The organism is Streptomyces sp. BR1 (genome assembly GCF_052373795.1).
In the GTDB taxonomy this organism is placed as follows: domain Bacteria; phylum Actinomycetota; class Actinomycetes; order Streptomycetales; family Streptomycetaceae; genus Streptomyces.
This window is the reverse complement of record NZ_CM126252.1, coordinates 4,986,890-5,010,859: the sequence shown is the minus strand read 5'-3', so window position 1 is coordinate 5,010,859 and position 23,970 is coordinate 4,986,890. Positions and strand designations below refer to the sequence as shown.

Sequence of the window (23,970 nt, the reverse complement as noted above, 5' to 3'; positions counted from 1 at the left end):
GGCGGGGTGGGGGTCAAGCAGCCCGCAGCGGCTACCCCTCCCGGTTCACCGCCGTGAAGTCCATGTTCGCGTAGCGGTCGCCCGATACCTGGGCCGCGAGCGGCTCAAGCACGGCCAGCTCGTCCGCGGCGAGCGTGATCCGCGTCGCGCCCGTGTTCTCCAGGAGGCGGCTGCGCTTGCGGGTGCCCGGGATCGGCACCACGGACAGCCCGTGCACCTGGGCACGCTGCTGCACCCACGCGAGCGCGACCTGCGCGGTGGTCACCCCGTGCACCGCGGCGATCTTGTGCAGCGGCGCCAGCAGCGCCGCGTTCGCCTTCGCGTTCTCGTCCGAGAAGCGCGGATGCGTCCGGCGGTGGTCGTCGCTCGCCAGCTCCTTGCTCGCGTCGGCGAACGCACCGGTCAGCAGCCCGCGCCCGAGCGGCGAGTACGGCACGAACGTCACCCCGAGATCGGCCGCCGCGCCGACCGCGCTGCGCTCGACGTCCCGGCTGAAGACCGACCACTCCGACTGGAGCGCGGCGATGGGGTGCACCGCGTACGCGTCGCGCAACTCCGCGCCGGTCACCTCGCTCAGGCCCAGGTACTTGACCTTGCCCTCCGCCACCAGCTCGGCCATCGCGCCCACGGTCTCGACGAGCGGCACCTGCGGGTCGCGGCGGTGCATGTAGTAGAGGTCGATGACGTCGACGTTCAAGCGGCGCAGGCTCGCCTCGACGGCCTTGCGGATGTACGCGCGGCTGTTGTTGAAGCCCCGGTAGTGCGGGTCGTCCACCCGCCGCTCCAGGCCGAACTTGGTGGCCAGGGTGATCTCGTCGCGGTGCGCGGCCACGAACGGCGCCAGGAACTCCTCGTTGGCGCCGAACCCGTACACGTCGGCCGTGTCTATCAGGGTGACGCCCGCCTCGACGGTCGCCTCCAGGGTGTCGCGGGCCGCCGCCTCGTCCGTGTCGCCGTAGAACTCGCTGATGCCCATGGCGCCGAAGCCCTGGACACCGATCTGCGGGCCGTCGTTGCCCAGTCGTACGGTGGCGATCTTCTCGTCGCTCGAAGCATTGCCCGAAGCGTTGCTCATGGCGGTGTTCTCAGCCGTGCTCATAGCCGTTCAGAACCTCTCCGACGCCCGCCGGGCGTCCGCGTAAAAGTTGATCTTGTGATCGAGGACGGCGAGCGTGTCCTGGAGCTCCGCCATGCGCACGACGACGTCGCGCCGGGTCTGCTCCAGGAGTTCCTGGCGCGCGTCGAGGGTGTGCTCCCCCTCGCGCACCAGCTCCGCGTACCGGACCATGTCCGCGACCGGCATCCCGGTCAGGCGGAGCTTGGACACGAAGGCCAGCCAGTCGAGGTCCTTGTTGGTGAACCGCCGCTGCCCGGTGTGCGACCGGTCCACGTGCGGCATCAGCCCGATCCGCTCGTACCAGCGCAGGGTGTGCGCGGTAAGTCCGCTCAAGGCCGCGACCTCGCTGATCGTGTAGCGGTCCTGGCCGTCGGGGCGGGGGTGCAGCGGCGGGGTCTTGCACAGACCCACCGGCACCGGCTTCACAGGAATGCTCTCGATCACCGTCATGACCACCAACCTAGAACGTTGGAGTGCACTCCAAGCAAGCAGAAAAAGCTGGGGAGTTTGCCGCGCGCCGGATTAGGGTCCGACCTCATGAGCCTCGCACGCCCCGCCACACCCGAAGACGCCGAAGAGCTGGTACGCCTGCGCAAGGTGATGCAGGACTCGATGTTCGGCGCCCCGCATCCGGACGTCAGCTGGCAGCCCGCCGCCGTCGCGACCCTGCGCCGCAAGCTGGCCGAGCCCGAAGGGGACTTGACCGCCTTCGTCGTCGACCGGCCGGACGGACCCGGCCTCGCCGCGTCCGCCGTCGGCACGATCGAATACCGTCTCGGCGGCCCCGGCAACCCTTCGGGCACCACGGGTTACGTCTTCAGCGTCGCCACCGACGAGAGCATGCGCCGACGCGGCTACTCGCGCGCGTGCATGGAGGGCCTGCTCGACTGGTTCCGCGAGCGCGGCATCCACAAGATCGACCTGCGCGCCTCGGCCGAGGGCGAGCCGCTCTACACCTCGCTGGGCTTCGTCCGCACGCCCGATCCCGCCATGCGGCTGTCCTTGTAGAACCGCTAGGGCCTGTCCGGTGGATCCTGCCTGGGACGCGGGGGTCTGGTGCGCACATCTGCCGCGTTGTCGTCGGTTGCCGACGCCCCCAAGTTCTCGGCTCCGCTCGAACAGGGGGCACCCCCATCGCGTCGCCGCCCTCCTCCGCCTTGCAGCTGCACGCACCAGACCCCCGCTCACCAGCGCCGAAAGGGCATCCGGGACCGCAGGCGGCAAGATCCACCGGACAGGCCCTAGGCTCGTACGCATGAAGAGCCTGGCGCTGATCGAGAACTGGCCCGTGCCGCACGCGGCGGCCGCCGTCGTCCGTGCGGACGGCACCGTCGCCGGGACGCACGGCCCCACCGGGCAGCGCTTCCCGCTCGCCTCCGTCACCAAGCCGCTCGCGGCGTACGCGGCGCTCGTCGCGTACGAGGAGGGCGCCGTCGAGCTGGACGAGCCCGCCGGGCCCGAGGGCTCGACGATCCGCCATCTGCTGGCGCACACCTCGGGGCTGGCGTTCGACGAGCACCGGGTGATGGGGGCGCCGGGTGAGCGGCGGCTCTACTCCAACGCGGGGTTCGAGGTCCTGGGCGACCACATCGCGAAGGCCACCGACATCCCGTTCGCGGAGTATCTGCGCCAGGCCGTGCTGGAGCCGCTGGGGATGACGTCGACGTCGCTCGACGGGTCGCCCGCGAAGGACGGGGTCTCGACGGTCGAGGACCTGGCGCGGTTCGCGGCGGAGGTCCAGGCGCCGCAGCTGCTCCACCCCATGACGGTCGCCGAGGCGATGACCGTGCAGTTCCCCGGCACGAAGGGTGTCCTGCCCGGGTACGGGCACCAGAGCCCCAACGACTGGGGCCTCGGCTTCGAGATCCGCTCCACCAAGTCCCCCCACTGGACGGGCAGTTCATCCTCCCCCCGCACCTTCGGCCACTTCGGCCAGTCCGGCACGTTCCTGTGGATCGACCCGGAGGCGTCAGCGGCGTGCGTTGCCCTGACGGACCGGGCGTTCGGCCCGTGGGCGGTGGAGGCGTGGCCGCCGTTCACGGACGCGGTGCTCGCGGAGCTGGCGTAGTTATCGACTGCGGACCGTGCCGGGTTGCCCGCGCGGTTCCCCGCGCCCCTGGGTAGTCAGGGGCGCGGGGAACTGCGCGATCAGCCCCCACGGTCCGCAGCCGAAGACCCCCTACACCTCGTTCAGCTCCCAGAACAGCAGCTCCGACCGCGTCGACGCGACCAGGTCGAGGTCGGCCGCCTCGGCGATTCGGGCCGAGTCGCCGGGGCCCAGACGCGTCCCCGCCAGATCCACCTCGCCCCGCACCACGTGCACGTACACACCGGGCGCATCCGGCACCGCGGTGCGCTCGCCCGAAGCGAGGCGGCGGACGTACAGCATCGCCCCCGCCGCGAGCACCGCGTACGGCGTGGAGTCGGCGATGCCCCGGACGATCTCGTACGACGGGTCGCCGCCCGGCCGCTTCGGCGCGAGCCACATCTGGACGAAGACCAGCGGACCGGCGCCGTCGTTGCGTTCCTCGTGCCGCACGCCCCCGGCCGAACTGAGGTGCTGGACGTCCCCGGCCCGTACGACGGTCGCGTGGCCCTCCGAGTCACGGTGGGTCAGCTCGCCCTCGACGACCCAGGTGACGATCTCGGTGTGGCTGTGCGGATGCTCGTCGAAGCCCGCGCCGGGCGCGAGCCGCTCCTCGTTGCAGGCCAGGACCGGACCGAAGCGCAGGTTGTCCGGGTCGTAGAAACGGCCGAAGGAGAAGGCGTGCAGGGACTCGATGCCGGCCGCCGCCTCACCGCCCCGGTAGCGCTCGTCGGCGCGCCTCACGGAAATCACGGGATCCACGGTAGCCCCGGGCCCGGGCCGCGGAAACGCCCCACCAACCCCCGGCAGGGCACGCACCCGTCCTGATAAGGCAGTCTTGTCCCGTGCCCGAACCCGAATCGCCGCAGCCGCCGAACGCCGCCCATCCGCACGCAGCGACCCTGAAGCGTCTTGAGCAGTCGTCCGGCAGGCTCGCCGCGAACGCCATCGCCCGCATGGACGAGACGCTGCCGTGGTACCGGGCGATGCCGCCGGAGAACCGGTCCTGGATCGGACTGGTCGCCCAGGCCGGCATCGCCGCCTTCACCGAGTGGTTCCGGCATCCCGACACCCCGCAGGCGATCTCCACGGACGTCTTCGGGACCGCTCCGCGCGAGCTGACCCGGGCGATCACCCTGCGCCAGACCGTGGAGATGGTCCGCACCACGATCGAGGTCATGGAGGCCGCGATCGAGGAGGTGGCCGCTCCCGGCGACGAGTCGACGCTGCGCGAGGCGCTGCTCGTCTACGCGCGTGAGATCGCCTTCGCCACCGCCCAGGTCTACGCCCAGGCCGCCGAGGCACGCGGTGCCTGGGACGCCCGGCTTGAGTCCCTGGTCGTCAACGCGGTGCTCTCCGGGGAAGCCGACGAAGGGGCCGTTTCGCGGGCCGCCGCCCTGGGGTGGAATTCGCCCGAGCATGTCTGCGTAGTCCTCGGCACCGCCCCCGACGGCGACAGCGAGCTCACCGTCGAGGCGATCCGGCGGGCCGCCCGGCACGCCAAGCTACAGGTCCTCACCGGTGTGCTCGGCGACCGCCTCGTCGTCATCGCGGGCGGCAGCGACAACCCGCTCCAGGTCGCCAAGGCCCTGATCGGGCCGTACGCGGCCGGTCCCGTGGTGGCCGGTCCCGTCGTCCCCGACCTGCTGGCCGCCACCCGGTCCGCGCAGGCCGCGGCCGCCGGGCTCAAGGCGTGCTCGGCCTGGCAGGACGCCCCCCGGCCCGTTCTGGCGGACGATCTCCTGCCGGAGCGCGCGATCGCCTCCGATCCGGCCGCGCGCGACCAGCTGGTGGAGGAGATCTACAGACCGCTGGAGGAAGCGGGCTCGGCGCTCCTGGAGACCCTGAGCGTCTATCTGGAGCAGGCGAGCAGCCTGGAGGGCGCGGCCCGGATGCTCTTCGTGCATCCCAACACCGTGCGCTACCGGCTGCGACGTGTGACCGACGTCACCGGCTGGTCGCCCTCCGATGTACGTTCCGCCTTCACGCTCAGGATCGCGCTGATCCTGGGGCGTCTGGCCGACGGAGATCCACAGTCCTAGACTTTTGTCGGACACCCACAATTCCCCCGACGGTTCTTCGTCCCTGTCCCCACGGGCGAGCAGGGCCGTCCACAAGAGAGAGTGTGAGAGTGCTCGTACTCGTCGCTCCCGGCCAAGGCGCTCAGACGCCCGGCTTCCTGACTCCCTGGCTCGACCTCCCCGGCGCCGCCGACCGGCTCGCCGCGTGGTCCGACGCCATCGGGCTCGACCTCGTCCACTACGGCACGCAGGCGGACGCGGACGCCATCCGCGACACCTCGGTGGCCCAGCCCCTGCTGGTCGCCGCCGGTCTGCTCTCCGCCGCGGCACTGGGTGACATCACGCCCGGCGCGGTCGCCGGCCACAGCGTGGGCGAGATCACCGCCGCCGCGTACGCCGGTGTGCTCTCCGATGACGCCGCGCTCGGCTTCGTACGCAAGCGGGGCCTCGGCATGGCCGAAGCCGCCGCCGTCACCGAGACCGGTATGTCCGCGCTGCTCGGCGGCGAGCCCGAGGTCGTCTTCCCGCACCTGGAGAAGCTCGGCATCACCCCGGCCAACGTGAACGGCGCCGGCCAGGTCGTGGCCGCGGGCACCCTGGAGCAGCTGGCCGCCCTGGAGGCGGACAAGCCCGAGGGTGTGCGCCGCGTCGTGGCCCTGAAGGTGGCCGGCGCGTTCCACACGCACCACATGGCCCCGGCGGTCGCCGCCCTCGAAGAGGCGGCGGGCTCGCTGGAGATCGCCGACCCCCGGTTCACGTACGTCTCGAACGCCGACGGCAAGACCGTCGCCACCGGCGCCGAGATCGTCGGCCGCCTGGTCAACCAGGTTTCGAACCCCGTCCGCTGGGACCTCTGCATGGAGACGTTCCAGGAGCTGGGCGCCACCGCCATGATCGAGGTCTGCCCCGGCGGCACGCTGACGGGCCTCGCCAAGCGCGCGCTGCCCGGTGTGAAGACCGTCGCCCTGAAGTCCCCGGACGACCTCGAAGCGGCCCGCGCGCTCATCGCCGAGCACGCCGGATAAGGAGCCGTAGCGCATGTCGAAGATCAAGCCCAGCAAGGGCGCGCCGTTCGCCCGGATCATGGGCGTCGGCGGCTACCGGCCGACCAGGGTGGTCCCCAACGAGGTCATCCTGGAGAAGATCGACTCGTCCGACGAGTGGATCCGCTCCCGTTCCGGCATCGCCACCCGGCACTGGGCCTCCGACCAGGAGACCGTGTCGGCGATGTCGGTGGAGGCCGCGGGCAAGGCCATCGCGGACGCCGGGCTCACGCCCGAGCAGATCGGTGGCGTGATCGTCTCCACGGTCTCGCACTTCAAGCAGACCCCGGCCGTCGCCACCGAGATCGCGGACAAGATCGGCGCGATCAAGCCGGCCGCGTTCGACATCTCGGCGGGCTGCGCGGGCTTCGGCTACGGCCTGACCCTCGCCAAGGGCATGATCGTCGAGGGTTCGGCCGAGTACGTGCTGGTCATCGGCGTCGAGCGGCTCAGCGACCTGACCGACCTGGAGGACCGCGCGACGGCCTTCCTGTTCGGCGACGGCGCGGGCGCGGTCGTGGTCGGCCCCTCCGACGAGCCGGGCATCGCCCGTACGGTCTGGGGCTCGGAGGGCGACAAGTCCGAGACCATCAAGCAGACCGTGCCGTGGACCGAGTACGACAGCTCGGCCGGCAAGTTCCCTGCGATCACGCAGGAGGGCCAGGCGGTGTTCCGCTGGGCCGTGTTCGAGATGGCGAAGGTCGCCCAGCAGGCGCTGGACGCGGCCGGGATCAGCGCGGACGACCTGGACGTCTTCATCCCGCACCAGGCCAACATGCGGATCATCGACTCGATGGTGAAGACCCTCAAACTGCCGGAGCACGTCACGGTCGCGCGTGACGTGGAGACCACCGGCAACACCTCGGCCGCCTCGATCCCGCTCGCGATGGAGCGGCTTCTGGCGACCGGACAGGCGAAGAGCGGCGACACCGCGCTCGTCATCGGCTTCGGGGCGGGTCTCGTGTACGCCGCGACGGTCGTTACCCTCCCCTAGGCACACCGGATCATCCGGATGCCCATAAACCCGTAAAAACACTGAAGGAGCGCCACATGGCCGCCACTGAGAAGGAGATCGTCGACGGTCTCGCCGAGATCGTCAACGAGATCGCCGGCATCCCCGTCGAGGACGTCCAGCTGGACAAGTCCTTCACGGACGACCTGGACGTCGACTCGCTGTCCATGGTCGAGGTCGTCGTCGCCGCCGAAGAGCGCTTCGACGTCAAGATCCCGGACGAGGACGTCAAGAACCTCAAGACCGTCGGCGACGCCGCGGGCTACATCCTGAAGCACCAGGCCTGATCTCAGGCACGGTCTGCCACCCAGCGGTGGCGCCGCTGTTTCACGCCTCTTACACACGTGGAGAAATTTCCTGTGAGCTCGACCAATCGCACCGTGGTCGTCACCGGTATCGGCGCAACCACACCGCTGGGTGGCGACACCGCCTCGACCTGGGAAGGTCTGCTGGCGGGCCGTTCCGGCGTCCGGCCCCTGGAGGACGAGCGCTTCGCCGACCTCCCGGTCCGGATCGCCGCCACCGCCGCCGTCGACCCGGGCGAGGTTCTGCCCCGCCCGCTCGCCCGCAAGCTGGACCGCTCGGCGCAGTTCGCGCTGATCGCGGCCAGGGAGGCGTGGGCCGACGCGGGTTACACCGCTCCCGCCGGTGAGGACCAGCCGATCGCCCCCGAGCGGCTCGGCACGGTCATCGCCTCCGGCATCGGCGGTGTGACCACCCTGCTCGACCAGTACGACGTGCTCAAGGAGAAGGGCGTACGCCGCGTCTCCCCGCACACCGTGCCGATGCTGATGCCCAACTCCCCCTCGGCCAACGTCGGCCTCGAGGTGAACGCCCGGGCCGGCGTGCACACCCCCGTCTCCGCCTGCGCGTCGGGCGCCGAGGCGATCGGCTACGCCGTCGAGATGATCCGCACCGGCCGCGCCGATGTCGTGGTCGCCGGCGGCACCGAGGCGGCCATCCACCCGCTGCCGGTGGCCGCGTTCGCCAACATGATGGCGATGTCCAAGAACAACGAGAACCCCGAGCAGGCCTCGCGCCCGTACGACAAGGCCCGGGACGGCTTCGTCCTCGGCGAGGGCGCCGGTGTCGTGATCCTGGAGTCGGCCGAGCACGCCGCCGAGCGCGGCGCGCGGGTCTACTGCGAGGTGCTCGGCCAGGGCCTGTCGGCCGACAGCCACCACATCGCGCAGCCCGAGCCGACCGGCCGGGGTGTCGCGGCGGCCCTGCAGAACCTGCTGGACTCCACGGACCTCAAGCCGTCCGAGGTCGTCCACCTCAACGCCCACGCGACGTCCACCCCGCAGGGCGACGCCGCCGAGATCAAGGCGCTGCGCAAGGTCCTCGGCGACGACATGGACCACATCGCGGTCTCCGCGACCAAGTCCATGACCGGGCACCTGCTCGGCGGCGCCGGCGGCATCGAGACCGTCGCCACGGTCCTCGCGCTGTACCACCGCACGGCGCCCCCGACCATCAACGTCGACGAGATCGACGACGACATCGAGGCCGACATCGTGCGCGGCGAGCCCCGCGAGCTGCCGGCCGGCTCGATCGCCGCGATCAACAACTCGTTCGGCTTCGGCGGTCACAACGTGGTGCTCGCGTTCCGTTCCGTCTGAGTACGCGCGCATACGTAACGCGAAGGGCCCCCACCCATCGGTGGGGGCCCTTCCGCATACGCAGCAGCCTCGGACGTACGGGCCTCACACGACCTGGTGCAGCCAGCGGACCGGCGCGCCCTCGCCCGCGTACCGGAAGGGCTCCAGCTCGTCGTCCCAGGGCTTGCCGAGCAGGCGGGCGATCTCGGCCTCCAGGTCGGTCTCGCCGCGCACCGAGCGGGCGAGCGCCGCGCGCAGCCGGTCCTCGGGGATCAGGATGTCGCCGTGGATGCCGGTGACCGCGTGGAAGATGCCCAGGTCGGGCGTGGCGCTGTAGCGCTCGCCCTCGGCTCTCGCGCACGGCTCGGCCGTCACCTCGAAGCGCAGCATCTGCCAGCCGCGCAGCGCGGAGGCCAGCTTGGAGGCCGTGCCGGTCTCGGCCTGCCAGGAGAACTCGGCTCTCCAGGTGCCGGGCGATGCGGGCTGGCGGATCCAGTCGAGCTGGACGCGCACACCGAGAACGCCCGCCACCGCCCATTCGACGTGCGGGCACAGCGCGCGCGGGGCGGAGTGGATGTACAGAACTCCACGTGTCGTCACCGGGACCTCCAGTGCGGTTCGAGGTTCGCCTTCCCCAGCGGCCTCGCGCCCCTACCGGTCTCGGTCAGGACAGCACCTGACATTCTGCCCCGGGGATCAACAGTAAACAGCATCGGGAGGTAATCTCCTGAAAGGGGACAGTATGTGACGTGATGTAATTTACCGGAGCCGTCTGGCGTGGTTCCTCTGGCTGGACGGGCCAAAGCTACCGCGCGGAGCGGACAGAAGGGTGTCGTACGGTCGGTCCTGGGCCCGGGAAACACGAAGCTTTCACTCGCCAGGACGCCGACCGCACCCGTGAGGGAGGGGACCGGGGATGGACCAGGGGACGTTGCCGACGCGCCGAAGCCGCCCCGCGCGGGCCCGAACGGCCGCCGCGGCCCTCGTGGCGACCGCGCTCGCGGTCACGGCGGGCTGTACGAGTTCGGGCGCGCCGGGCACCTCGCACGCGCAGGCCCCGAACAAGCCCGCGCCGACACCGACCGTGCACTGGAACCCGCGCCCCGCCTCCATCGCGGCCGTCGGCGACTCCATCACCCGGGGCTTCGACGCCTGCATGGTGCTCTCCGACTGCCCCGAGGCGTCCTGGGCGACCGGCACCGACACCGATGTGCACTCGCTGGCGACCCGGCTGCTCGGCGAGGAGTCGGCCGCCGACCGCAGCTGGAACTACGCCAAGACCGGCGCCCGGATGGCGGACCTGCCGGGCCAGCTGACCCGCGCCGCCGCCCACCGCCCCGAGCTGGTCACGGTCATGGTCGGCGGCAACGACGCCTGCCGGGACTCGGTGGACGGCATGACCTCGGTGGCCGACTTCAAGGCGGGCTTCGAGACCTCCCTGAACCAGCTGCGCAGCACCCTGCCCAAGACCCAGGTGTACGTGTCGAGCGTGCCGGACCTCAAGCGCCTGTGGTCGACCGGGCGGGGCAACGCACTGGGCAAGCAGATCTGGAAGCTCGGCATCTGCCGCTCGATGCTGAGCGACGCGGACGACCTGGGCGCGGCGGCGGTCGAGCGGCGCGACGCGGTGTACCAGCGGGTGGTCGCGTACAACAAGGCGCTGAAGGACGTCTGCGCGAAGGACCGTTACTGCCGTTACGACGGAGGCGCGGTCTTCGACTTCCGCTTCACCGACGACCAGTTGAGCCACTGGGACTGGTTCCACCCCAGCAAGGACGGCCAGGGCCGGCTCGCGGAGATCGCGTACCGCAATGTGACGGCGGCGCGGCCGCCCGTGTGACCGGCCGGGCCCCGGATTCCCCTTAGGCTTCCGATCATGGAACTCTTCGGGACCCTCGACGACGGTACGGCCGTGCACCGCTGGACGCTGGAGCGCGGCGGTACGCGCGTGCGCGTGCTGACGTACGGCGGCATCCTGCAGTCGGTCGAGATCCCGGACCGGGACGGGGTCCTGGACGAGGTGACCCTCGGCTACGCCAAGGTGGCCGGCTATGTGGCGGACCCCGCCCCGTACTACGGGGCCCTGGTGGGCCGGTACGCGAACCGCATCGCGCACGCCTCGTTCGTCCTGGACGGCGTCCGCCACGACCTGGCCCACAACAACGGCCCGCACAGCCTGCACGGCGGCGAGCACGGCTTCGACAAGCGGGTGTGGGACGCGGAGGCGCTCTCCCCGTACGCGGTACGGCTCTCGCGCGTGTCCCCGGACGGCGAGGAGGGCTTCCCCGGGCGCCTCGACCTGTCGGTGACGTACGAGCTGCACGAGACGGGTGCGCTGCGCGTCGGCTACGAGGCGGCGGTCAGCGAGGCGGCGACGGTCGTGAACCTGACCAACCACGCGTACTGGCAGCTGGGCCCCGGCCCGCACGCGCTGCGGGTGAACGCCGGGCGGTACACCCCGGTGGACGCGACCTGCATCCCGACGGGCGAGTTGGCGCCGGTGGAGGGGACGCGGTTCGACCTGCGCGAGGCGCGGGTCGTGGACACGTCCTACGACCACAACTTCGTCCTGGACTCGGAGGCGGCCGCCGAGCTGTACTGCCCCGCCTCGGGCCGGCTCCTGACGGTGACGACGTCGGAGCCGGGCCTCCAGGTGTTCACCGGCGGCCCCCGGGGCGGAGTCGCCCTGGAGACCCAGCACTTCCCGGACTCCCCCAACCGCCCGGAGTTCCCGAGCACGGTGGTGCGGCCTGGTGAGGTGTACATGTCGCAGACGGTGTACGGATTCGGCGTCCGCTAGACGGCGGGGACGGGCAAGCCAAACCCGTCCGCCTCCCTAGTCGCCTCGAATCCCCCTGTTCACAAGGGAGTTCCTTCCCGATACTGGCCGCCCATGCCTTGACGGAAGGATGCCCAGTGGTACGTGTACGGGTACGGGGAGCGCGGCTCGCCCTGGTGATCGCTTCGATGACGTTCGGCGCGGTGCTCGCGCCGGTGCAGGCGCAGGCGTCGGCCACGACGGGGGCGCCGCCCACCGTGGAGGAGCAGCGGCTCGACGGGGCCGTGCCGCAGGAGATCCTGCGGCGCTCCGGATTCGACGACGCGGCGCCGGAGTTCACGCGCGCGCTGGCGGACGTACGGTCCTACCGCCAGGCCGACCGCCTGGTCGCCCGCGAGGGCGCGCGGCTGTGGCGGCGGGCCGTGGACCGGGCGCAGGGGCGCGGCCCCGCGGGCGGCGACCTGAGCCGGGACGACGACCGGCCGCTGTACTGGGCGCGCCTTGGTCTGACCCGTGAACTGCGCGGCTGGGAGCCGGAGTTCGGCCTCACCGAGGCACGCCGGGCCGCGCTGATCGACCACCTGGAGCGCTCCTCGCGCGGCCAGGACTCCATCACGTATCCCTCGGGCAAGGGCTTCAAGCGGATCCTGGTGACCGGCTTCGACCCGTTCACACTCGACCGTGACATCCGGATCAGCAATCCGTCGGGGGCGACCGCGCTCGCCCTGGACGGCACCTGGATACGGACGGCGGACGGGCCCGCGCGCATCGAGACGGCCATGTTCCCGGTGCGCTACGACGACTTCGCGGCGGGCACGGTCGAGCGCGCGCTGCGGCCGGTGCTGCCGCAGGTGGACCTGTTCACCACGGTGAGCCAGGGACGGGTGGGGCGGATCGACGTCGAGCGCTTCAACGGGGCCTGGCGTGGCGGGTTCCCGGACAACGACAACGTGTCGCGTACGGAGACGGTGCCGGTCTCCGACCCGGCGTCGCAGCCGCAGTGGACCACGACGACCTTGCCGTACAAGGCGATTGTGGCGGCGAAGACCGGGCCCTTCCCGGTGTACGACCACACCTCGGTGACCGAGATCCCGGCGGGCGGGACGGACCCGGTGGTGCGTGACGACGGGCCCACGGCCGGGTCGACGGCGCGGGAGGGCGGGGGCGGCGACTACCTCTCCAACGAGATCGCGTACCGGGTGACGCTGCTGCGCGACCGCCTGGGCCTCACGATCCCGGGCGGGCATGTCCACACCCCGGTGCTCCAGTTCGGCGCGGGCAACACCGATCCGGCGACGGGCTCGATCACGGACCCGGAGTTCGTCCGCAACCGGCTCGACATCATCGCGCAGATCCGGGAGATCGTGGGGGTGGCGGCTAGCTGAGGGCCCCGGTGGGCGCGGGCTCGGCGTCGTCCGCCGGGTCCGCGGCCTCCCCGGTGAGGTCCCGCACCATCAGCGTCGCGCCCGCGACCGCCCCCGGCATCAGGAACACCGCGACGAACGGCACCAGGAACGCCAGCGTCAGCGGGACACCGAACCCGAGCACGAGCATCCGCCGCCCGCGCAGCAGGACCAAGCGCTCCCGCAGCTCCACGCCCCGCCGCTGGAGCGCCACCGCCGTCAGCTCCTCGGCGAGGAAGAACCCGGAGACGCAGAATCCGATCGCGGGGATCACGGTCTGCCCGACCACCGGCAGGAAACCGAGGCCGAACAGGATCACGCCGTACGCGGCCACGCGCACCAGGATCCGCAACGAATCCCGGGCGGAGATCCACAGCTCGCGCCAGAGCGGCAGCCCGGACTCGGGCGCGTCCCCGCCGCTCTCGGCCCGGTCCACGTCCCCGGACAGCTTCTCGTAGAACGGCTGGCCGATGAGCAGGGTGACCGCGGTGAAGGTGATGATCGCGAGGAACAGGCCCATGGCGAAGACGAGGGCGGTCAGAAAGCCCCGGAACAGCGCGAGCCACGGCGAGGACCAGCCGTCGGCGAACGGCGTCGCCCAGCCCACGAAGTCGTCCGCGCCATAGGCGAGGCCTGTCAGCGCGGCCGCGTACAGGACGAGGGTCACAAGCCCCGGCAGCAGTCCGAACCCGAAGGCCCTGCCGTGTCCGGCGACCCATCGCTGCCCTTTGACCAGATAACCGAAGCCCGCCCCGAGATCACGCATGGCCGGATTCTATCGACCGGTAACCGCCCCTCTTTATGGCAATTGCCCTCGGTTTCCAGGCGCTCGGAGGGGTTTCGGACGCACGAAGGGCCGCACCCCGCCGAGTGCGGCCCTTCGCAGGTGACAAGTGGCGTACGTGGCGTACGGGTCAGGCGACCGCGAGGTCGACCGTGATGTTGCCGCGCGTGGCCTTCGAGTACGGGCAGACCTGGTGCGCCTTCTCGATGAGGGCGCGCGCGGTGGCCTCGTCCACGTTCGGGATGGCCGCGGCGATCTTCACGATGATGCCGAAGCCGTCGTCGTTCTTGCCGATGCCGACCTCGGCGGTGACCGTCGAGCCGGATATGTCGGCGTTCTCCTGGCGCGCGACGACGCCGAGCGCACCCTGGAAGCAGGCGCTGTAACCGGCCGCGAACAGCTGCTCCGGGTTGGTGCCCGCGCCGCTGCCGCCCATGGCCTTCGGCGGGTTGACGACGACGTCGAGCTGGCCGTCGTCGGTGGCGACGCGGCCGTCGCGGCCGTTCTCGGCGGTGGCGACGGCGGTGTACAGAACGTCGGACTGCTGGATGGACATGCTGGGTGCTCCTCCTGCTCGTTCCCGGCCGCTCGCGCCCACGGCAGCCGTGATGTGGAAAGACCTTATCGGATGACGGAAGTCACCCGATAAGGTCGGTCACCGAGGTGGAGCTATGTTCTGGGTCACTCGCCCAGCGAGACGACCATCTTTCCGGTGTTCTCGCCGCGCAGCATGCCCAGGAACGCGTCCGCGCCGTTCTCGATGCCCTCGACGACCGTCTCGCCGTACTTGAGCTCACCGGAGGCGATCCAGCCGGCCACGTCCTGGACGAACTGCGGCTGGAGCGCCGCGTGGTCGCCGACGAGGACGCCCTGGAGCCGCAGGCGCTTGCCGATGATCATGGCCATGTTGCGCGGGCCGGGGGTCGGCTCGGTGTCGTTGTAGCCCGCGATCATGCCGCAGATGGTGGCGCGGCCGTGCACGTTCATCGAGGAGATCGCGGCTTCGAGGTGGTCGCCGCCGACGTTGTCGAAGTAGACGTCGACGCCGTCCGGGGCCGCCTCGCGCAGCTGGTCGCGGACCGGGCCCTTCTTGTAGTTGAAGGCGGCGTCGAAGCCGAGCTCCTCCACCAGCCACTTCACCTTCTCGTCTGAACCGGCCGAGCCGATGACGCGCGAGGCACCCTTGATCCGGGCCATCTGGCCGACCAGGCTGCCGACGGCGCCGGCCGCGCCGGAGACGAACACGGAGTCGCCCTCCTTGAAGGAGGCGACCTCGAAGAGACCCGCGTACGCGGTCAGACCGGGCATGCCGAGCACGCCGAGGTACGCGGAGAGCGGGGCGAGGGAGGCGTCGACCTTGGTGGCGTGCTTGGCGTCCACGTCGGCGTACTCGCGCCAGCCGAGCCCGTGCAGGACGTGGTCACCGACGGCGTAGCGCTCGTCGGCCGAGGCCACGACGACACCGACCGCGCCGCCGTCCATCGGCTTGTCGAGCGCGAACGGCGGGATGTACGACTTCACGTCGTTCATCCGGCCGCGCATGTACGGGTCGACGGACATGAAGAGGTTGCGCACCAGGATCCGGCCCGCGGCGGGCGCCACGACCGGGGTCTCCTTGAGCGCGAAGTCGGTCGGGACGGGCCAGCCGTGCGGGCGGGCGACGAGGTGCCATTCACGGCCGGTGGCGGGGAGTGCGGACGGTACGGACATGAGAGCTGCGCCCTTCCTGGATTACTTCAGGTACTGAAACAACCATGCTCCTGGATATTTGAGATTGTCAAGTAACTGGGTACCCTGTATTCATGGCCCCACGTATGGATCCCCTGAGCCTCGAAGTCGTCGAGCTGATCGGCACGGTGGTGGCCCGCTACCACGAGGAGTACGAGCGGGCCGCGTCCGAGCACGCGCTGACCGGCGCCCAGGCGCGCGTCCTGCGCCTGCTCTCGCTGGGGCCGGTCCCGATGCGCCAGATCGCCCTCAAGCTGAAGTGCGAGCCGTCCAACGTGACGGGCATCATCGACCGCCTGGAGGCCCGCGGCCTGGCAGAACGCCGCCCCGACCCGGCGGACCGCCGAGTAAAACTGGCGGCCCCGACGGAGGAGGGCCAGACCACGGCCACCCACCTCACCGAGTCCCTGAACTTCGCCCGCGAGCCACTGGCGGAGCTGTCGACGGAGGAACGGACGGTGCTGAGGGACTTGCTGAGGCGGATGCTGGGGGCGACCTGACGGTCCCGGGTGCCTTGAGGGGCGCGCGGACTCGCGGGTGAGCAATACGGTCCCGGTCCACTTAAGGGGCGCGGGGAACTGCGCGACCAGCCACGCACGGTCCGCAGCCGAATCGCACCACCACCCGGCGGAGCTAGACGCACCACCAGAGAAAACGAGTGCAAGAGGTCTTCGTAGGAGAAGGAGTGGGCGAGGGCGCGGGCCCGGGCTGCCCAGGCGGCGGGGCCGAATCCGAAGCGGACGGCGAAGGGGCTCCGGACGGACCGGGCGACCGCGTCCCACCCGTGGCACCGGAGGTGGCCCCCGGAGCAGACGGCTCGCCAGTACGACCCGCACGCGTGCCACCAGGCACAGGCACCCCACTGGCCCCCGGCCAGGGCCGCGCACCGCCACCCTTGGCATGCGACTTCCCATGCCCGGCAGACGCAGGCACCGCACTGGGCCGCCGGGGCCCACCCTCACTCGCGTCCGGCGCGGGCGCAGACGTCTCCTGAGAGATCTGCTCCTCGTCGTGGACGGACGTCGCCGCACCCCGATCGTTCGCAGGCGGCTCGATGGCCAGCTCGGCAAGCCCCAGCGCACCGGCCGCGAGCACCACACCGGCGGACCCGAACAGCACGAGGCGGCCGCGCCGCTTACGGGCCCGGCGACGCGTACGCGCCCGGGGCTGCTCGCGTTCGCGCTCGCGGCGCGCCCGGCGGTACCCGGTCGGGGCGGCGTCGGTGGCACCGGCCGCGGCGGTGTCGTACACCCCGAGGTCGATGATGTCGGGCTGCCGCAGTTCCTCGGCGGGGGTGCCGCATCCGGCGCAGGCCAGTGCGCCGTTGAGGTGCCGTCGGCAGACGTGGCAGTAATCCATGGCCAACGGAGGCTATGCGGGTAGCCGTCAACAATTGGGGCCCGCAGTGTGTGGATCCTGTGTGGAACCCGATCTTCCATGGCGTGTCCCCCGTACGAACCCGGGCGTTCGGTGCGTTGTCAGTGGGGCCGGGCAGGATGGGGTCATGACGGACGCACAGCCGCATTCCACCGGCCCGGCGCAGCCCGGTTCCTTCGGCCCGCGCGACTTCCAACTCGTCCTGCTGCGGCGGATGGCCGACCACCAGCCGGGCCTGGTCGAGGACGCCCGGCGCGAGCTCGGGGTGTCCATAGCCGAGATGCGCGAGGCCAACCGGCGCTGGCAGGCGATGGTCCGCTCACCGCGTTCGCGCGGCGCGGCGGCCCGGTACCGGTCGGTGCTCGGCGAGCCCGAGCGCGTGGTGCCGCGCAAGGTGGGCGACCTGGAGTGCGAGGCGCGGCTGTGGCCGGTGCCGCTCTGGCCGACGCTGCGGTTCGAGGTGCTGGCGGGGCCGGACGGGACGGTGTGGAACGAGTGGCTGATCCGGGCGCCGGGTTCGCCGGGTCCGGTGCTGACGTCCGCGGACGACTTGCGCCCGTGGTCCTGCACAGTCGACGAGGCGGCCCGCGCGTTTCCCCCGGCCCGGCCGATGGAAGGCAGCGCGCCCACGCGCTGGCAGCTGGAGCTGACCGTGCCGGGCGACGGCCGCCGCGTGGCGGAGTTCTCGTGGGGGCTGCTGCAACGCCTGTTGCCGTAGGGGGTACGGATCTCATCTGCGGGCCGGTGGGGGCTGATCGCGCAGTTCCCCGCGCCCCTAAAAGCTTGGGGCCGAGCCAAGCTTCCGGGTTCCGGTGGACGACCTAAGGGGCGCGGGGAACCGCGCGACAAGCCCCCACCGGCCCGCAGGCAAAAGACTCACCCTCCTAGGCGGCACGCCGGAGTGCGACGAACTGTCCCCCGATCAGCCCCGCCTCCGGCGGGTTTGGCACTCAGTCAGCCGACGCCCGACCGGCGCAGCCCAGCGCGCGGCGGGCACGTCGGGAACGGACGATTCGATCAAGAGCCCCACTCGGGAGGATCGCCGTGAGCGTCAGTCTGGAACAGTTGCGCCGTTGCCATGTAGCCGTAGACCTCGGGGCCGCGAGGACGCGTGTATTCGTCAAGGGCCTCGGACTCGTCGTGGACGAGCCCAGCGTCGCGGCCGTCAACACCCAAACCGGCGCGCTGATCGCCGTCGGCACGTTCGCCGAGAAGATGACGGGCCGTACGCCGGACTACATCCGGGTCGCCCGCCCCGTATCCGGCGGCACCGTCGTCGACATCGAGATGGCCCAGCGCATGCTGCGCCATCTGATCGGCGAGAAGCTGCGGCGCCAGCTGCGGCGCAAGCCCCGGCTGCGGGCCGCCGCCTGCACCCCGCACGAGGCCGACCCGCTCGCCCAGCGCGCCACCATCGAAACGCTGGTGGGACTCGGCGCCCGCCGGGTCGAGCTGGTCGACACCCTGATCGCGGCGGCCGTCGGCTGCGGACTCCCGGTCGAGCAGCCGACCGCCACCATGATCATGGTGTGCGGGGCGGCCACGACCCAGATCGCGGTGCTCTCGCTGGGCGCGATCGTCACCGCCGAACGCATCCCCGTCGGCGGCGACGCGATCGACCACGCCGTCATCCAGCACCTGCGCCACCAGCACGAACTGATGCTGCCGAGCCAGTCCGTACGCCCCCTCCAACTCGCCCTCAGCGGCAACGGCCTGACCCCCCAGGGCCCGGCCTCCACCGAGATCCACGGCCGCGACGTCGCCACCGGCCTGGCGCGTTCGGTCCAGGTCGACACGGCGGCCGTCCGCGACGCGATCCACACCCCGCTGACCGCCGTCCTCGACGGCATCGGCAAGGTCCTGCGCGACTGCCCGCCCGACCTGGTCGCCGACCTCGCGGACCGGGGGATCATGATGGTCGGCGGCAGCGCCCTGCTGCCGGGCCTGGACCAGATGCTGCGCAAGGCGACGGGCATGCCCGTGGCCATCGCCGAACGCCCGGACATCTGCGCCATCCTCGGCCTCGGCTCGATGCTGGACGGCAAGATCGAGCCGATGGTCCTGGACCCGCTCGCGGAGTGACAAGACCGTACGGGACCGGTGGTACGGGAGGGGCGGACGTGGGAGAGGACACGACGGAAAGCGACGGACCGGGACGCCGGGCGGGTACGGATCCGGCGGATACGGGCCCGGGCCCGGCAGACACGGATCCGGACCCTGGCCCAGGCCCGGCGGACACGAACCCGGTAGTCAAAGGCCCGGCGGATACGAACCCGGCAGCCAAGGGCCCGGCAGGCACGAGCCCCGCGGCCGAAGCAGGCCCGTCGCCCCGGCTCCCCGTCCTCCTCGACGCCGTCCTCAGCGTCGGCTCCGAGCTCGAACTCCGCACCACCCTCCAGCACATCGTGGACACCGCGGCCGACCTGACCGACGCACGGTACGGCGCGCTCGGCGTGGTCGACCCCGAGCGCGGGCGGCTCACCGAGCTGTTCACCACCGGGCTCACCGACGCCGAGCGGGAGCGGATCGGGGCGGTCCCCGACGGGCGCACCGGACTGATCGGCGCGCTCATCCACGACCCCCGCCCGCTGCGGCTGGCGGATCTGACCGCCGACCCGCGCTCGTCGGGCGTGCCGCCGGGCCATCCGCCGATGCGGTCGTTCCTGGGCGTGCCCATCCGCGTACACACCGAGGTGTTCGGCAACCTCTACCTCACCGAGAAGCGCGGCGGTCCCTTCACCGAGGAGGATCTGACGCTGCTGCGCGTGCTCGCCTCGCAGGCGGGGATCGCGATCGGCAACGCCCGCCTGTACGAGACGGCCCGGCGGCGCGAGCGGTGGATCGAGGGCGCGGCCGCCGTCACCACGTCGCTGCTGACCGGCGACACGGCGGCGGACGCGCTGATGACGGTCGCCGAACGCGCCCGGCTGCTCGCGGACGCGGCCGCCGGGGTGGTGCTCCAGCCCACCGAGGCCGGCGGGATGGAGATCGTCGCGGCCTCCGCGCCCGACGACCCGGCCGACTTCGTGGGCACCGCCATCGAGCCCGGCTCGCCCGTACTGGTCCAACTGCTCAGCGGCGAGCCGGTGTTCATCGAGGACTCGGCGACCGATCCCCGGATGACCACGCACGTACGCACCCGGTTCGGACCGAGCATGATGCTGCCGCTGCAGAGCGGCGGCAAGCTCATCGGCACGCTCGCGCTCCCCCGGCGGCGCGGCGGCCGCCCGTACTCGACGGTGGACCGGCTGCTGGCCGCACAGTTCGCCTCGCAGGCCGCGCTCGCGCTGGTCCTGGCGGACGCGCAGCACAACCGCGAGCGGCTCGCGGTGTACGAGGACCGCGACCGGATCGCGCGCGATCTGCACGACCTTGTCGTCCAGCGGCTGTTCGCGACCGAGATGATGCTGGAGTCGACCCGCCGCCGGGCCACGAAGGCGTCCGCCGACGACACGGACGAGCTGCTGACCCGGGCCGTGGACGAGCTGGACTCCACGATCCAGGAGGTGCGTACGGCCATCTTCGCCCTCCAGCAGCCGCCCGCCGACGCGCCGACGACGCTGCGGGGGCGGGTGCTGCGCGAGACCGACGGGGCGGGGGCGCTGCTCGGGTTCCGGCCGTCGGTCCGGTTCGAGGGGGCGGTGGATGCGCTGGTCTCCGACGATGCCCGGCTGCTGGCGGCCCTGCGTACGGCCCTGGCCACCGCGCACCGCCGTACGGGCATCTCGTCCGTCGCCGTCACGGTCGACGCGACGGCGACGCTGCCGGACGGCCGCCCCGGAGTACGCCTCACCGTGACGGACGACGGCACGCCGGGCGGCGAAACGGTGTGGCAGGCACCGCTGTAGCCCGCCGGGGGTTTGATCCCCCACCCCACCCCTTCCCGAAAGCCCTTGGCGGGCGGCCTGGTTCTTCGGGTGCGAGCCGGTGGGGGTTGCTCGCGCAGTTCCCCGCGCCCCTAGGAGGGCCCTTCGGGCCCATAAGGGGCGCGGGGAACTGCGCGAGCAACCCAGCATGGTCCGCACCCGACCAGATCCCTCGGAGAGTTTCGGGAAGGGGCGGGGTGGGGCAGATCACGCCGGAGACGGGGCGCGCCGCGTAGGGTTTCCGCAGGCCGGTGGACGGCCGGTGCTGTCGAACCGCGAGGAGCCCCGTACGTGTCCGCTCTCTTTCCCGCCCTGCTGACCGCCAGCAACAAACAAGCGCTACGGTTCGACGGACGCGCCCTCACGTACGCGGAACTCGCCGCCACGGCGGGCTCCTTGGCGGAACGGATCGAAGGGGCCGGACGGGTCGCGGTCTGGGCGACCCCGACGCTGGAGACGGCCGTGGGCGTGGTCGCGGCACTGCTGGCCGGAGTCCCGGCCGTACCCCTGAACCCCAGGACGGGCGAACGGGAACTGGCCCACATCCTGAAGGACAGCACCCCCACAGCGATCCTCGCGGCCCCGACCGACCAACTACCGCCCGCACTGGCCGAGTTGACCCGTATCGAGGTCGTGGTAGCGGGCGCAGCCGACCCCACCCCGGAGCGGACACTCCCGCAGACCGACCCCGAATCCCCCGCCCTCATCGTCTACACCTCCGGCACCACCGGCCCGCCCAAGGGCGCCGTCCTCCCCCGCCGGGCGATCGCCACGACGCTCGACGCGCTGGCGGACGTCTGGGGCTGGACGGCCGATGACGTACTCGTCCACGCCCTGCCCCTCTTCCACGTACACGGCCTGATCCTCGGCATCCTCGGCCCGCTGCGGCGCGGCGGAACGGTGCGCCACCTGGGCAAGTTCTCGGTCGATGGGGTGACCCGCGAACTGTCGTCGGGCGCGACCATGCTCTTCGGCGTACCCACGATGTACCACCGGATCGCCGAATCCCTCGACACCGACCGGGAGTTGACCAAGGCACTGGCCGGGGCGCGGCTGCTGGTGTCGGGGTCGGCCGCACTGCCCGTACACGACCACCGCCGCATCACGGCGGCGACCGGTCGCGCGGTGATCGAGCGGTACGGGATGACCGAGACGCTGATGAACACGAGCGTACGGGTGGACGGCGACCCTCGCCCCGGCACGGTCGGCGTACCACTGCCGGGCGTGGAGCTGCGGCTGGCGGACGATTCGGACGGCATCGGCGAGATCCAGGTGCGCGGCCCGAACCTGTTCAGCGGCTACCTCAACCGCCCGGACGCGACGGCCGCGGCCTTCACCGAGGACGGCTGGTTCCGCACCGGCGACATGGCGAGCCTGGACGCGGACGGTTACGTACGGATCGTCGGCCGCAAGGCCACCGACCTGATCAAGAGCGGCGGGTACAAGATCGGGGCGGGCGAGATCGAGAACGCCCTGCTCGACCACCCCGGGGTGCGCGAGGCGGCCGTCACCGGGGAGCCGGACGCGGATCTCGGGGAGCGGGTGGTGGCCTGGGTGGTCCCGACGGATCGTCAATCCCCTCCCTCAGAAGAGGAGTTGGCGAACCATGTCGCAGCCCAGCTGGCCCCGCACAAACGCCCCCGTACGGTCCACTATCTCGACACGCTGCCCCGCAACGACATGGGCAAGATCATGAAGCGGGCGCTGAAGAGTGCCTGAGGGGAGCCGCCCGAGCGCCCGGCACATGGTCGCCGTCGTCACGGACGACTTCACCGAACTGCGCCCGCCCGAGCGCGAGACGGCGCCCGACGGTCCACTCCTCTGGGCGGGGTACGCGGCGTCACGGGCCCGCGCGACGGAGCGTACGGGCGAGGACGAGTCGGTGATCCATGGCGTGGCGAAGGTGGAAGGTCACTCCTGCGTCCTGATCTCCTTCGAATTCGGCTTCCTGGGCGGGTCGCTGGGCGAGCGGACCGGGGACCGCCTGGAGGCCGCGTACGCGACGGCCCGGGAGCGGCGGCTGCCGCTGGTCTCGCTGATCTCGACCGGCGGCAGCCGGATGCAGGAGGGCATGATCGCCCTCACCCAACTCCAGCGCGTGGCCCGCCAGTCCGCCCTGCTGCGCGCCGTCGGACTCCCCCAGATCGCGGTCCTGCGCGACCCCACGACCGGCGGCGGCTGGGCCACGCTGGGCGCGGGCGCGGACGTGATCCTCGCGCTCCCCGGCGCCCAGATCGGCTTCGCGGGCTCGCGGGTCCGGCCCGCGGACGCGGACCCGGCGGCGTACTCGGCCGAGGGGCAGGTGGCGGCGGGGGCGGTGGATGCGGTGGTGCGGGTGGAGGAGTTGCGCGGGGTGGTGGGGGCGTGGCTGGGGTTGCTGGGTGCGCCTGTCGAGGTGGGGTCGGGTTCTGAATGCGGGGCCGGCGAGCGTGCGGTGGTGCCCGCCGACGTGCCGGACGCGCTGTCGGACGTCCCGCTGCCCGTCACCGGCTGGGACGCGGTACGTGCGGCGCGGGCGGCGGGGCGACCGCGTGCATCGGCGTATCTGGACGCGTACTTCACCTCCCGTATGGCGTTGAGCGGGGACCGGTGCGGGGGTGTGGACGACGGGATGCTCTGCGGGTTCGGGCTGCGGGACGGGCGTACGGTCGCGTACGCGGCCCAGGCCGGCACCGCGACGCGGCCCGCGGGCTACCGCACCGCCGCCCGTCTGATCCGCCTCGCCGACCGGCTGGGCGTGCCCGTCCTGACCCTGGTCGACACGCCCGGCGCGGCGAACGACGCGGCGGCGGAACGTGCCGGGCAGGGCGCGGCCATCGCCGACTGTTTCGCGGCGGTGGCGTCGGCGGTGGTGCCGGTGACGTCGCTGGTGATCGGGGAGGGGGGATCGGGCGGGGCCCTCGCCTTGTCCGCCCCGTCCCGTACGTGGGTCACGGCCGACAGCTACTTCTCCGTGATCGCGCCGGAGCTGGCGGCGGCGATCCTGAAGCGGGGGCCGGGAGATATCCACGCCACGGCGGACCACCTGCGGCTACGTCCCCAGGACCTGGTGGAACTGGGCGTAGCCCGCGGCGTGATCTCCCCCACCCCACCCCTTCCCTGAACCCTCCGGGGGTGGAGCCCTCGGCCCCCGTTTGTCTGCGGATCGTGCTG

Annotated in this window: 23 protein-coding genes and 1 pseudogene; 16 read left to right on the top strand and 8 right to left on the bottom strand. The window is 71.8% G+C overall.

From position 1 onward, the window contains the following. Positions 1–31: 31 nt before the first annotated feature. Positions 32–1,099 (bottom strand): aldo/keto reductase, encoded by a 1,068-nt coding sequence (locus ACT1U9_RS21730; protein WP_444534340.1) that lies wholly within the window; start codon positions 1,097–1,099, stop codon positions 32–34. Between the two features lie 6 nt (positions 1,100–1,105). Further along, positions 1,106–1,567, bottom strand: coding sequence for a MerR family transcriptional regulator (locus ACT1U9_RS21725; protein WP_444534339.1), 462 nt, complete (start codon positions 1,565–1,567; stop codon positions 1,106–1,108). Positions 1,568–1,654: 87 nt separating this feature from the next. Between ACT1U9_RS21725 and ACT1U9_RS21720 the strand changes: the two genes are divergently transcribed. After that, positions 1,655–2,125, top strand: a complete 471-nt coding sequence (locus ACT1U9_RS21720; RefSeq protein ID WP_444534338.1) for a GNAT family N-acetyltransferase — start codon at positions 1,655–1,657, stop codon at positions 2,123–2,125. Positions 2,126–2,372: 247 nt separating this feature from the next. Then, positions 2,373–3,185, top strand: coding sequence for a serine hydrolase domain-containing protein (locus ACT1U9_RS21715; RefSeq protein ID WP_444534337.1), 813 nt, complete (start codon positions 2,373–2,375; stop codon positions 3,183–3,185). 111 nt (positions 3,186–3,296) lie between these two features. Here ACT1U9_RS21715 and ACT1U9_RS21710 read toward each other — a convergent pair whose 3' ends face one another. After that, positions 3,297–3,956, bottom strand: a complete 660-nt coding sequence (locus tag ACT1U9_RS21710) for a pirin family protein (protein WP_444534336.1) — start codon at positions 3,954–3,956, stop codon at positions 3,297–3,299. Between the two features lie 92 nt (positions 3,957–4,048). Here ACT1U9_RS21710 and ACT1U9_RS21705 point away from each other — a divergent pair, with 92 nt between their 5' ends. The 5 genes from ACT1U9_RS21705 (at position 4,049) to fabF (ending at position 8,901) form a co-directional block, all read left to right on the top strand. Further along, entirely contained in the window at positions 4,049–5,245 is a 1,197-nt protein-coding gene (locus ACT1U9_RS21705) for a PucR family transcriptional regulator (protein WP_444534335.1), read from the top strand. Positions 5,246–5,334: 89 nt separating this feature from the next. Beyond that, complete coding sequence (locus tag ACT1U9_RS21700) at positions 5,335–6,249, top strand: ACP S-malonyltransferase (protein ID WP_444534334.1); 915 nt, start codon at positions 5,335–5,337, stop codon at positions 6,247–6,249. A gap of 13 nt (positions 6,250–6,262) precedes the next feature. After that, positions 6,263–7,261, top strand: a complete 999-nt coding sequence (locus ACT1U9_RS21695) for a ketoacyl-ACP synthase III (protein ID WP_444534333.1) — start codon at positions 6,263–6,265, stop codon at positions 7,259–7,261. Positions 7,262–7,317: 56 nt separating this feature from the next. Further along, on the top strand, positions 7,318–7,566 hold the full coding sequence (locus tag ACT1U9_RS21690; RefSeq protein ID WP_188277950.1) for an acyl carrier protein: 249 nt from the start codon (positions 7,318–7,320) through the stop codon (positions 7,564–7,566). A 72-nt stretch (positions 7,567–7,638) separates the two neighbouring features. Further along, a complete protein-coding gene (gene fabF, locus ACT1U9_RS21685; protein WP_444534332.1) occupies positions 7,639–8,901 on the top strand; it encodes a beta-ketoacyl-ACP synthase II in 1,263 nt (420 codons plus the stop codon). A gap of 84 nt (positions 8,902–8,985) precedes the next feature. On the opposite strand, the gene ACT1U9_RS21680 is transcribed toward fabF, so the two are convergent. Then, positions 8,986–9,480 carry a DUF3145 domain-containing protein gene (locus ACT1U9_RS21680; RefSeq protein WP_188277952.1) on the bottom strand — a complete coding sequence of 165 codons (495 nt, stop codon included), beginning with the start codon at positions 9,478–9,480 and terminating at the stop codon, positions 8,986–8,988. Positions 9,481–9,796: 316 nt separating this feature from the next. Between ACT1U9_RS21680 and ACT1U9_RS21675 the strand changes: the two genes are divergently transcribed. The 3 genes from ACT1U9_RS21675 to ACT1U9_RS21665 all read left to right on the top strand — a co-directional run bounded on the left by ACT1U9_RS21675 (position 9,797) and on the right by ACT1U9_RS21665 (position 13,044). Further along, entirely contained in the window at positions 9,797–10,720 is a 924-nt protein-coding gene (locus tag ACT1U9_RS21675; protein ID WP_444534331.1) for an SGNH/GDSL hydrolase family protein, read from the top strand. A gap of 33 nt (positions 10,721–10,753) precedes the next feature. After that, entirely contained in the window at positions 10,754–11,680 is a 927-nt protein-coding gene (locus ACT1U9_RS21670; protein WP_444539215.1) for an aldose epimerase family protein, read from the top strand. 167 nt (positions 11,681–11,847) lie between these two features. Next, positions 11,848–13,044: a pyroglutamyl-peptidase I family protein gene (locus tag ACT1U9_RS21665; RefSeq protein ID WP_444539214.1), complete on the top strand. Its 1,197-nt coding sequence runs from the start codon at positions 11,848–11,850 to the stop codon at positions 13,042–13,044. Here ACT1U9_RS21665 and ACT1U9_RS21660 read toward each other — a convergent pair. From ACT1U9_RS21660 to ACT1U9_RS21650, 3 genes are all read right to left on the bottom strand, one after another. Then, positions 13,037–13,828 (bottom strand): EI24 domain-containing protein, encoded by a 792-nt coding sequence (locus ACT1U9_RS21660; RefSeq protein WP_444534330.1) that lies wholly within the window; start codon positions 13,826–13,828, stop codon positions 13,037–13,039. The two genes, ACT1U9_RS21665 and ACT1U9_RS21660, sit on opposite strands and share 8 nt — an antisense overlap. A 148-nt stretch (positions 13,829–13,976) precedes the next feature. Further along, a complete protein-coding gene (locus ACT1U9_RS21655) occupies positions 13,977–14,402 on the bottom strand; it encodes an organic hydroperoxide resistance protein (RefSeq protein ID WP_444534329.1) in 426 nt (141 codons plus the stop codon). 125 nt (positions 14,403–14,527) lie between these two features. Further along, entirely contained in the window at positions 14,528–15,556 is a 1,029-nt protein-coding gene (locus ACT1U9_RS21650) for an NADP-dependent oxidoreductase (protein ID WP_444534328.1), read from the bottom strand. A 92-nt stretch (positions 15,557–15,648) separates the two neighbouring features. Between ACT1U9_RS21650 and ACT1U9_RS21645 the strand changes: the two genes are divergently transcribed. After that, positions 15,649–16,074 carry a MarR family winged helix-turn-helix transcriptional regulator gene (locus tag ACT1U9_RS21645; protein ID WP_188277958.1) on the top strand — a complete coding sequence of 142 codons (426 nt, stop codon included), beginning with the start codon at positions 15,649–15,651 and terminating at the stop codon, positions 16,072–16,074. Between the two features lie 133 nt (positions 16,075–16,207). Here ACT1U9_RS21645 and ACT1U9_RS21640 read toward each other — a convergent pair whose 3' ends face one another. Beyond that, complete coding sequence (locus ACT1U9_RS21640; RefSeq protein WP_444534327.1) at positions 16,208–16,933, bottom strand: SCO2400 family protein; 726 nt, start codon at positions 16,931–16,933, stop codon at positions 16,208–16,210. A 145-nt stretch (positions 16,934–17,078) separates the two neighbouring features. On the opposite strand from ACT1U9_RS21640, the gene ACT1U9_RS21635 reads away from it, so the two are divergent. From ACT1U9_RS21635 to ACT1U9_RS21615, 5 genes and pseudogenes are all read left to right on the top strand, one after another. Beyond that, the gene (locus ACT1U9_RS21635; protein ID WP_444534326.1) at positions 17,079–17,669 is read left to right on the top strand and encodes a hypothetical protein; all 591 of its coding nucleotides are present in this window, start codon (positions 17,079–17,081) and stop codon (positions 17,667–17,669) included. A gap of 326 nt (positions 17,670–17,995) precedes the next feature. Continuing rightward, complete coding sequence (locus ACT1U9_RS21630; RefSeq protein ID WP_444534325.1) at positions 17,996–19,033, top strand: rod shape-determining protein; 1,038 nt, start codon at positions 17,996–17,998, stop codon at positions 19,031–19,033. 227 nt (positions 19,034–19,260) lie between these two features. Further along, positions 19,261–20,799: pseudogene (locus tag ACT1U9_RS21625) on the top strand (sensor histidine kinase); the annotation flags it as partial. Positions 20,800–21,108: 309 nt separating this feature from the next. Next, entirely contained in the window at positions 21,109–22,536 is a 1,428-nt protein-coding gene (locus tag ACT1U9_RS21620) for an acyl-CoA synthetase (protein WP_444534324.1), read from the top strand. A 25-nt stretch (positions 22,537–22,561) separates the two neighbouring features. After that, the gene (locus ACT1U9_RS21615; protein WP_444539213.1) at positions 22,562–23,920 is read left to right on the top strand and encodes a carboxyl transferase domain-containing protein; all 1,359 of its coding nucleotides are present in this window, start codon (positions 22,562–22,564) and stop codon (positions 23,918–23,920) included. Positions 23,921–23,970 lie beyond the last annotated feature (50 nt).

What these genes read in the sequence shown, in the direction of transcription:
- ACT1U9_RS21730 (WP_444534340.1), bottom strand. Translation starts at nt 1,099, where the DNA reads ATGAGCACGGCTGAGAACACCGCCATGAGCAACGCTTCGGGCAATGCT.
- ACT1U9_RS21725 (WP_444534339.1), bottom strand. Translation starts at nt 1,567, where the DNA reads ATGACGGTGATCGAGAGCATTCCTGTGAAGCCGGTGCCGGTGGGTCTG.
- ACT1U9_RS21720 (WP_444534338.1), top strand. Translation starts at nt 1,655, where the DNA reads ATGAGCCTCGCACGCCCCGCCACACCCGAAGACGCCGAAGAGCTGGTA.
- ACT1U9_RS21715 (WP_444534337.1), top strand. Translation starts at nt 2,373, where the DNA reads ATGAAGAGCCTGGCGCTGATCGAGAACTGGCCCGTGCCGCACGCGGCG.
- ACT1U9_RS21695 (WP_444534333.1), top strand. Translation starts at nt 6,263, where the DNA reads ATGTCGAAGATCAAGCCCAGCAAGGGCGCGCCGTTCGCCCGGATCATG.
- ACT1U9_RS21690 (WP_188277950.1), top strand. Translation starts at nt 7,318, where the DNA reads ATGGCCGCCACTGAGAAGGAGATCGTCGACGGTCTCGCCGAGATCGTC.
- ACT1U9_RS21675 (WP_444534331.1), top strand. Translation starts at nt 9,797, where the DNA reads ATGGACCAGGGGACGTTGCCGACGCGCCGAAGCCGCCCCGCGCGGGCC.
- ACT1U9_RS21665 (WP_444539214.1), top strand. Translation starts at nt 11,848, where the DNA reads ATGACGTTCGGCGCGGTGCTCGCGCCGGTGCAGGCGCAGGCGTCGGCC.
- ACT1U9_RS21660 (WP_444534330.1), bottom strand. Translation starts at nt 13,828, where the DNA reads ATGCGTGATCTCGGGGCGGGCTTCGGTTATCTGGTCAAAGGGCAGCGA.
- ACT1U9_RS21655 (WP_444534329.1), bottom strand. Translation starts at nt 14,402, where the DNA reads ATGTCCATCCAGCAGTCCGACGTTCTGTACACCGCCGTCGCCACCGCC.
- ACT1U9_RS21650 (WP_444534328.1), bottom strand. Translation starts at nt 15,556, where the DNA reads ATGTCCGTACCGTCCGCACTCCCCGCCACCGGCCGTGAATGGCACCTC.
- ACT1U9_RS21645 (WP_188277958.1), top strand. Translation starts at nt 15,649, where the DNA reads ATGGCCCCACGTATGGATCCCCTGAGCCTCGAAGTCGTCGAGCTGATC.
- ACT1U9_RS21640 (WP_444534327.1), bottom strand. Translation starts at nt 16,933, where the DNA reads ATGGATTACTGCCACGTCTGCCGACGGCACCTCAACGGCGCACTGGCC.
- ACT1U9_RS21635 (WP_444534326.1), top strand. Translation starts at nt 17,079, where the DNA reads ATGACGGACGCACAGCCGCATTCCACCGGCCCGGCGCAGCCCGGTTCC.
- ACT1U9_RS21615 (WP_444539213.1), top strand. Translation starts at nt 22,562, where the DNA reads ATGGTCGCCGTCGTCACGGACGACTTCACCGAACTGCGCCCGCCCGAG.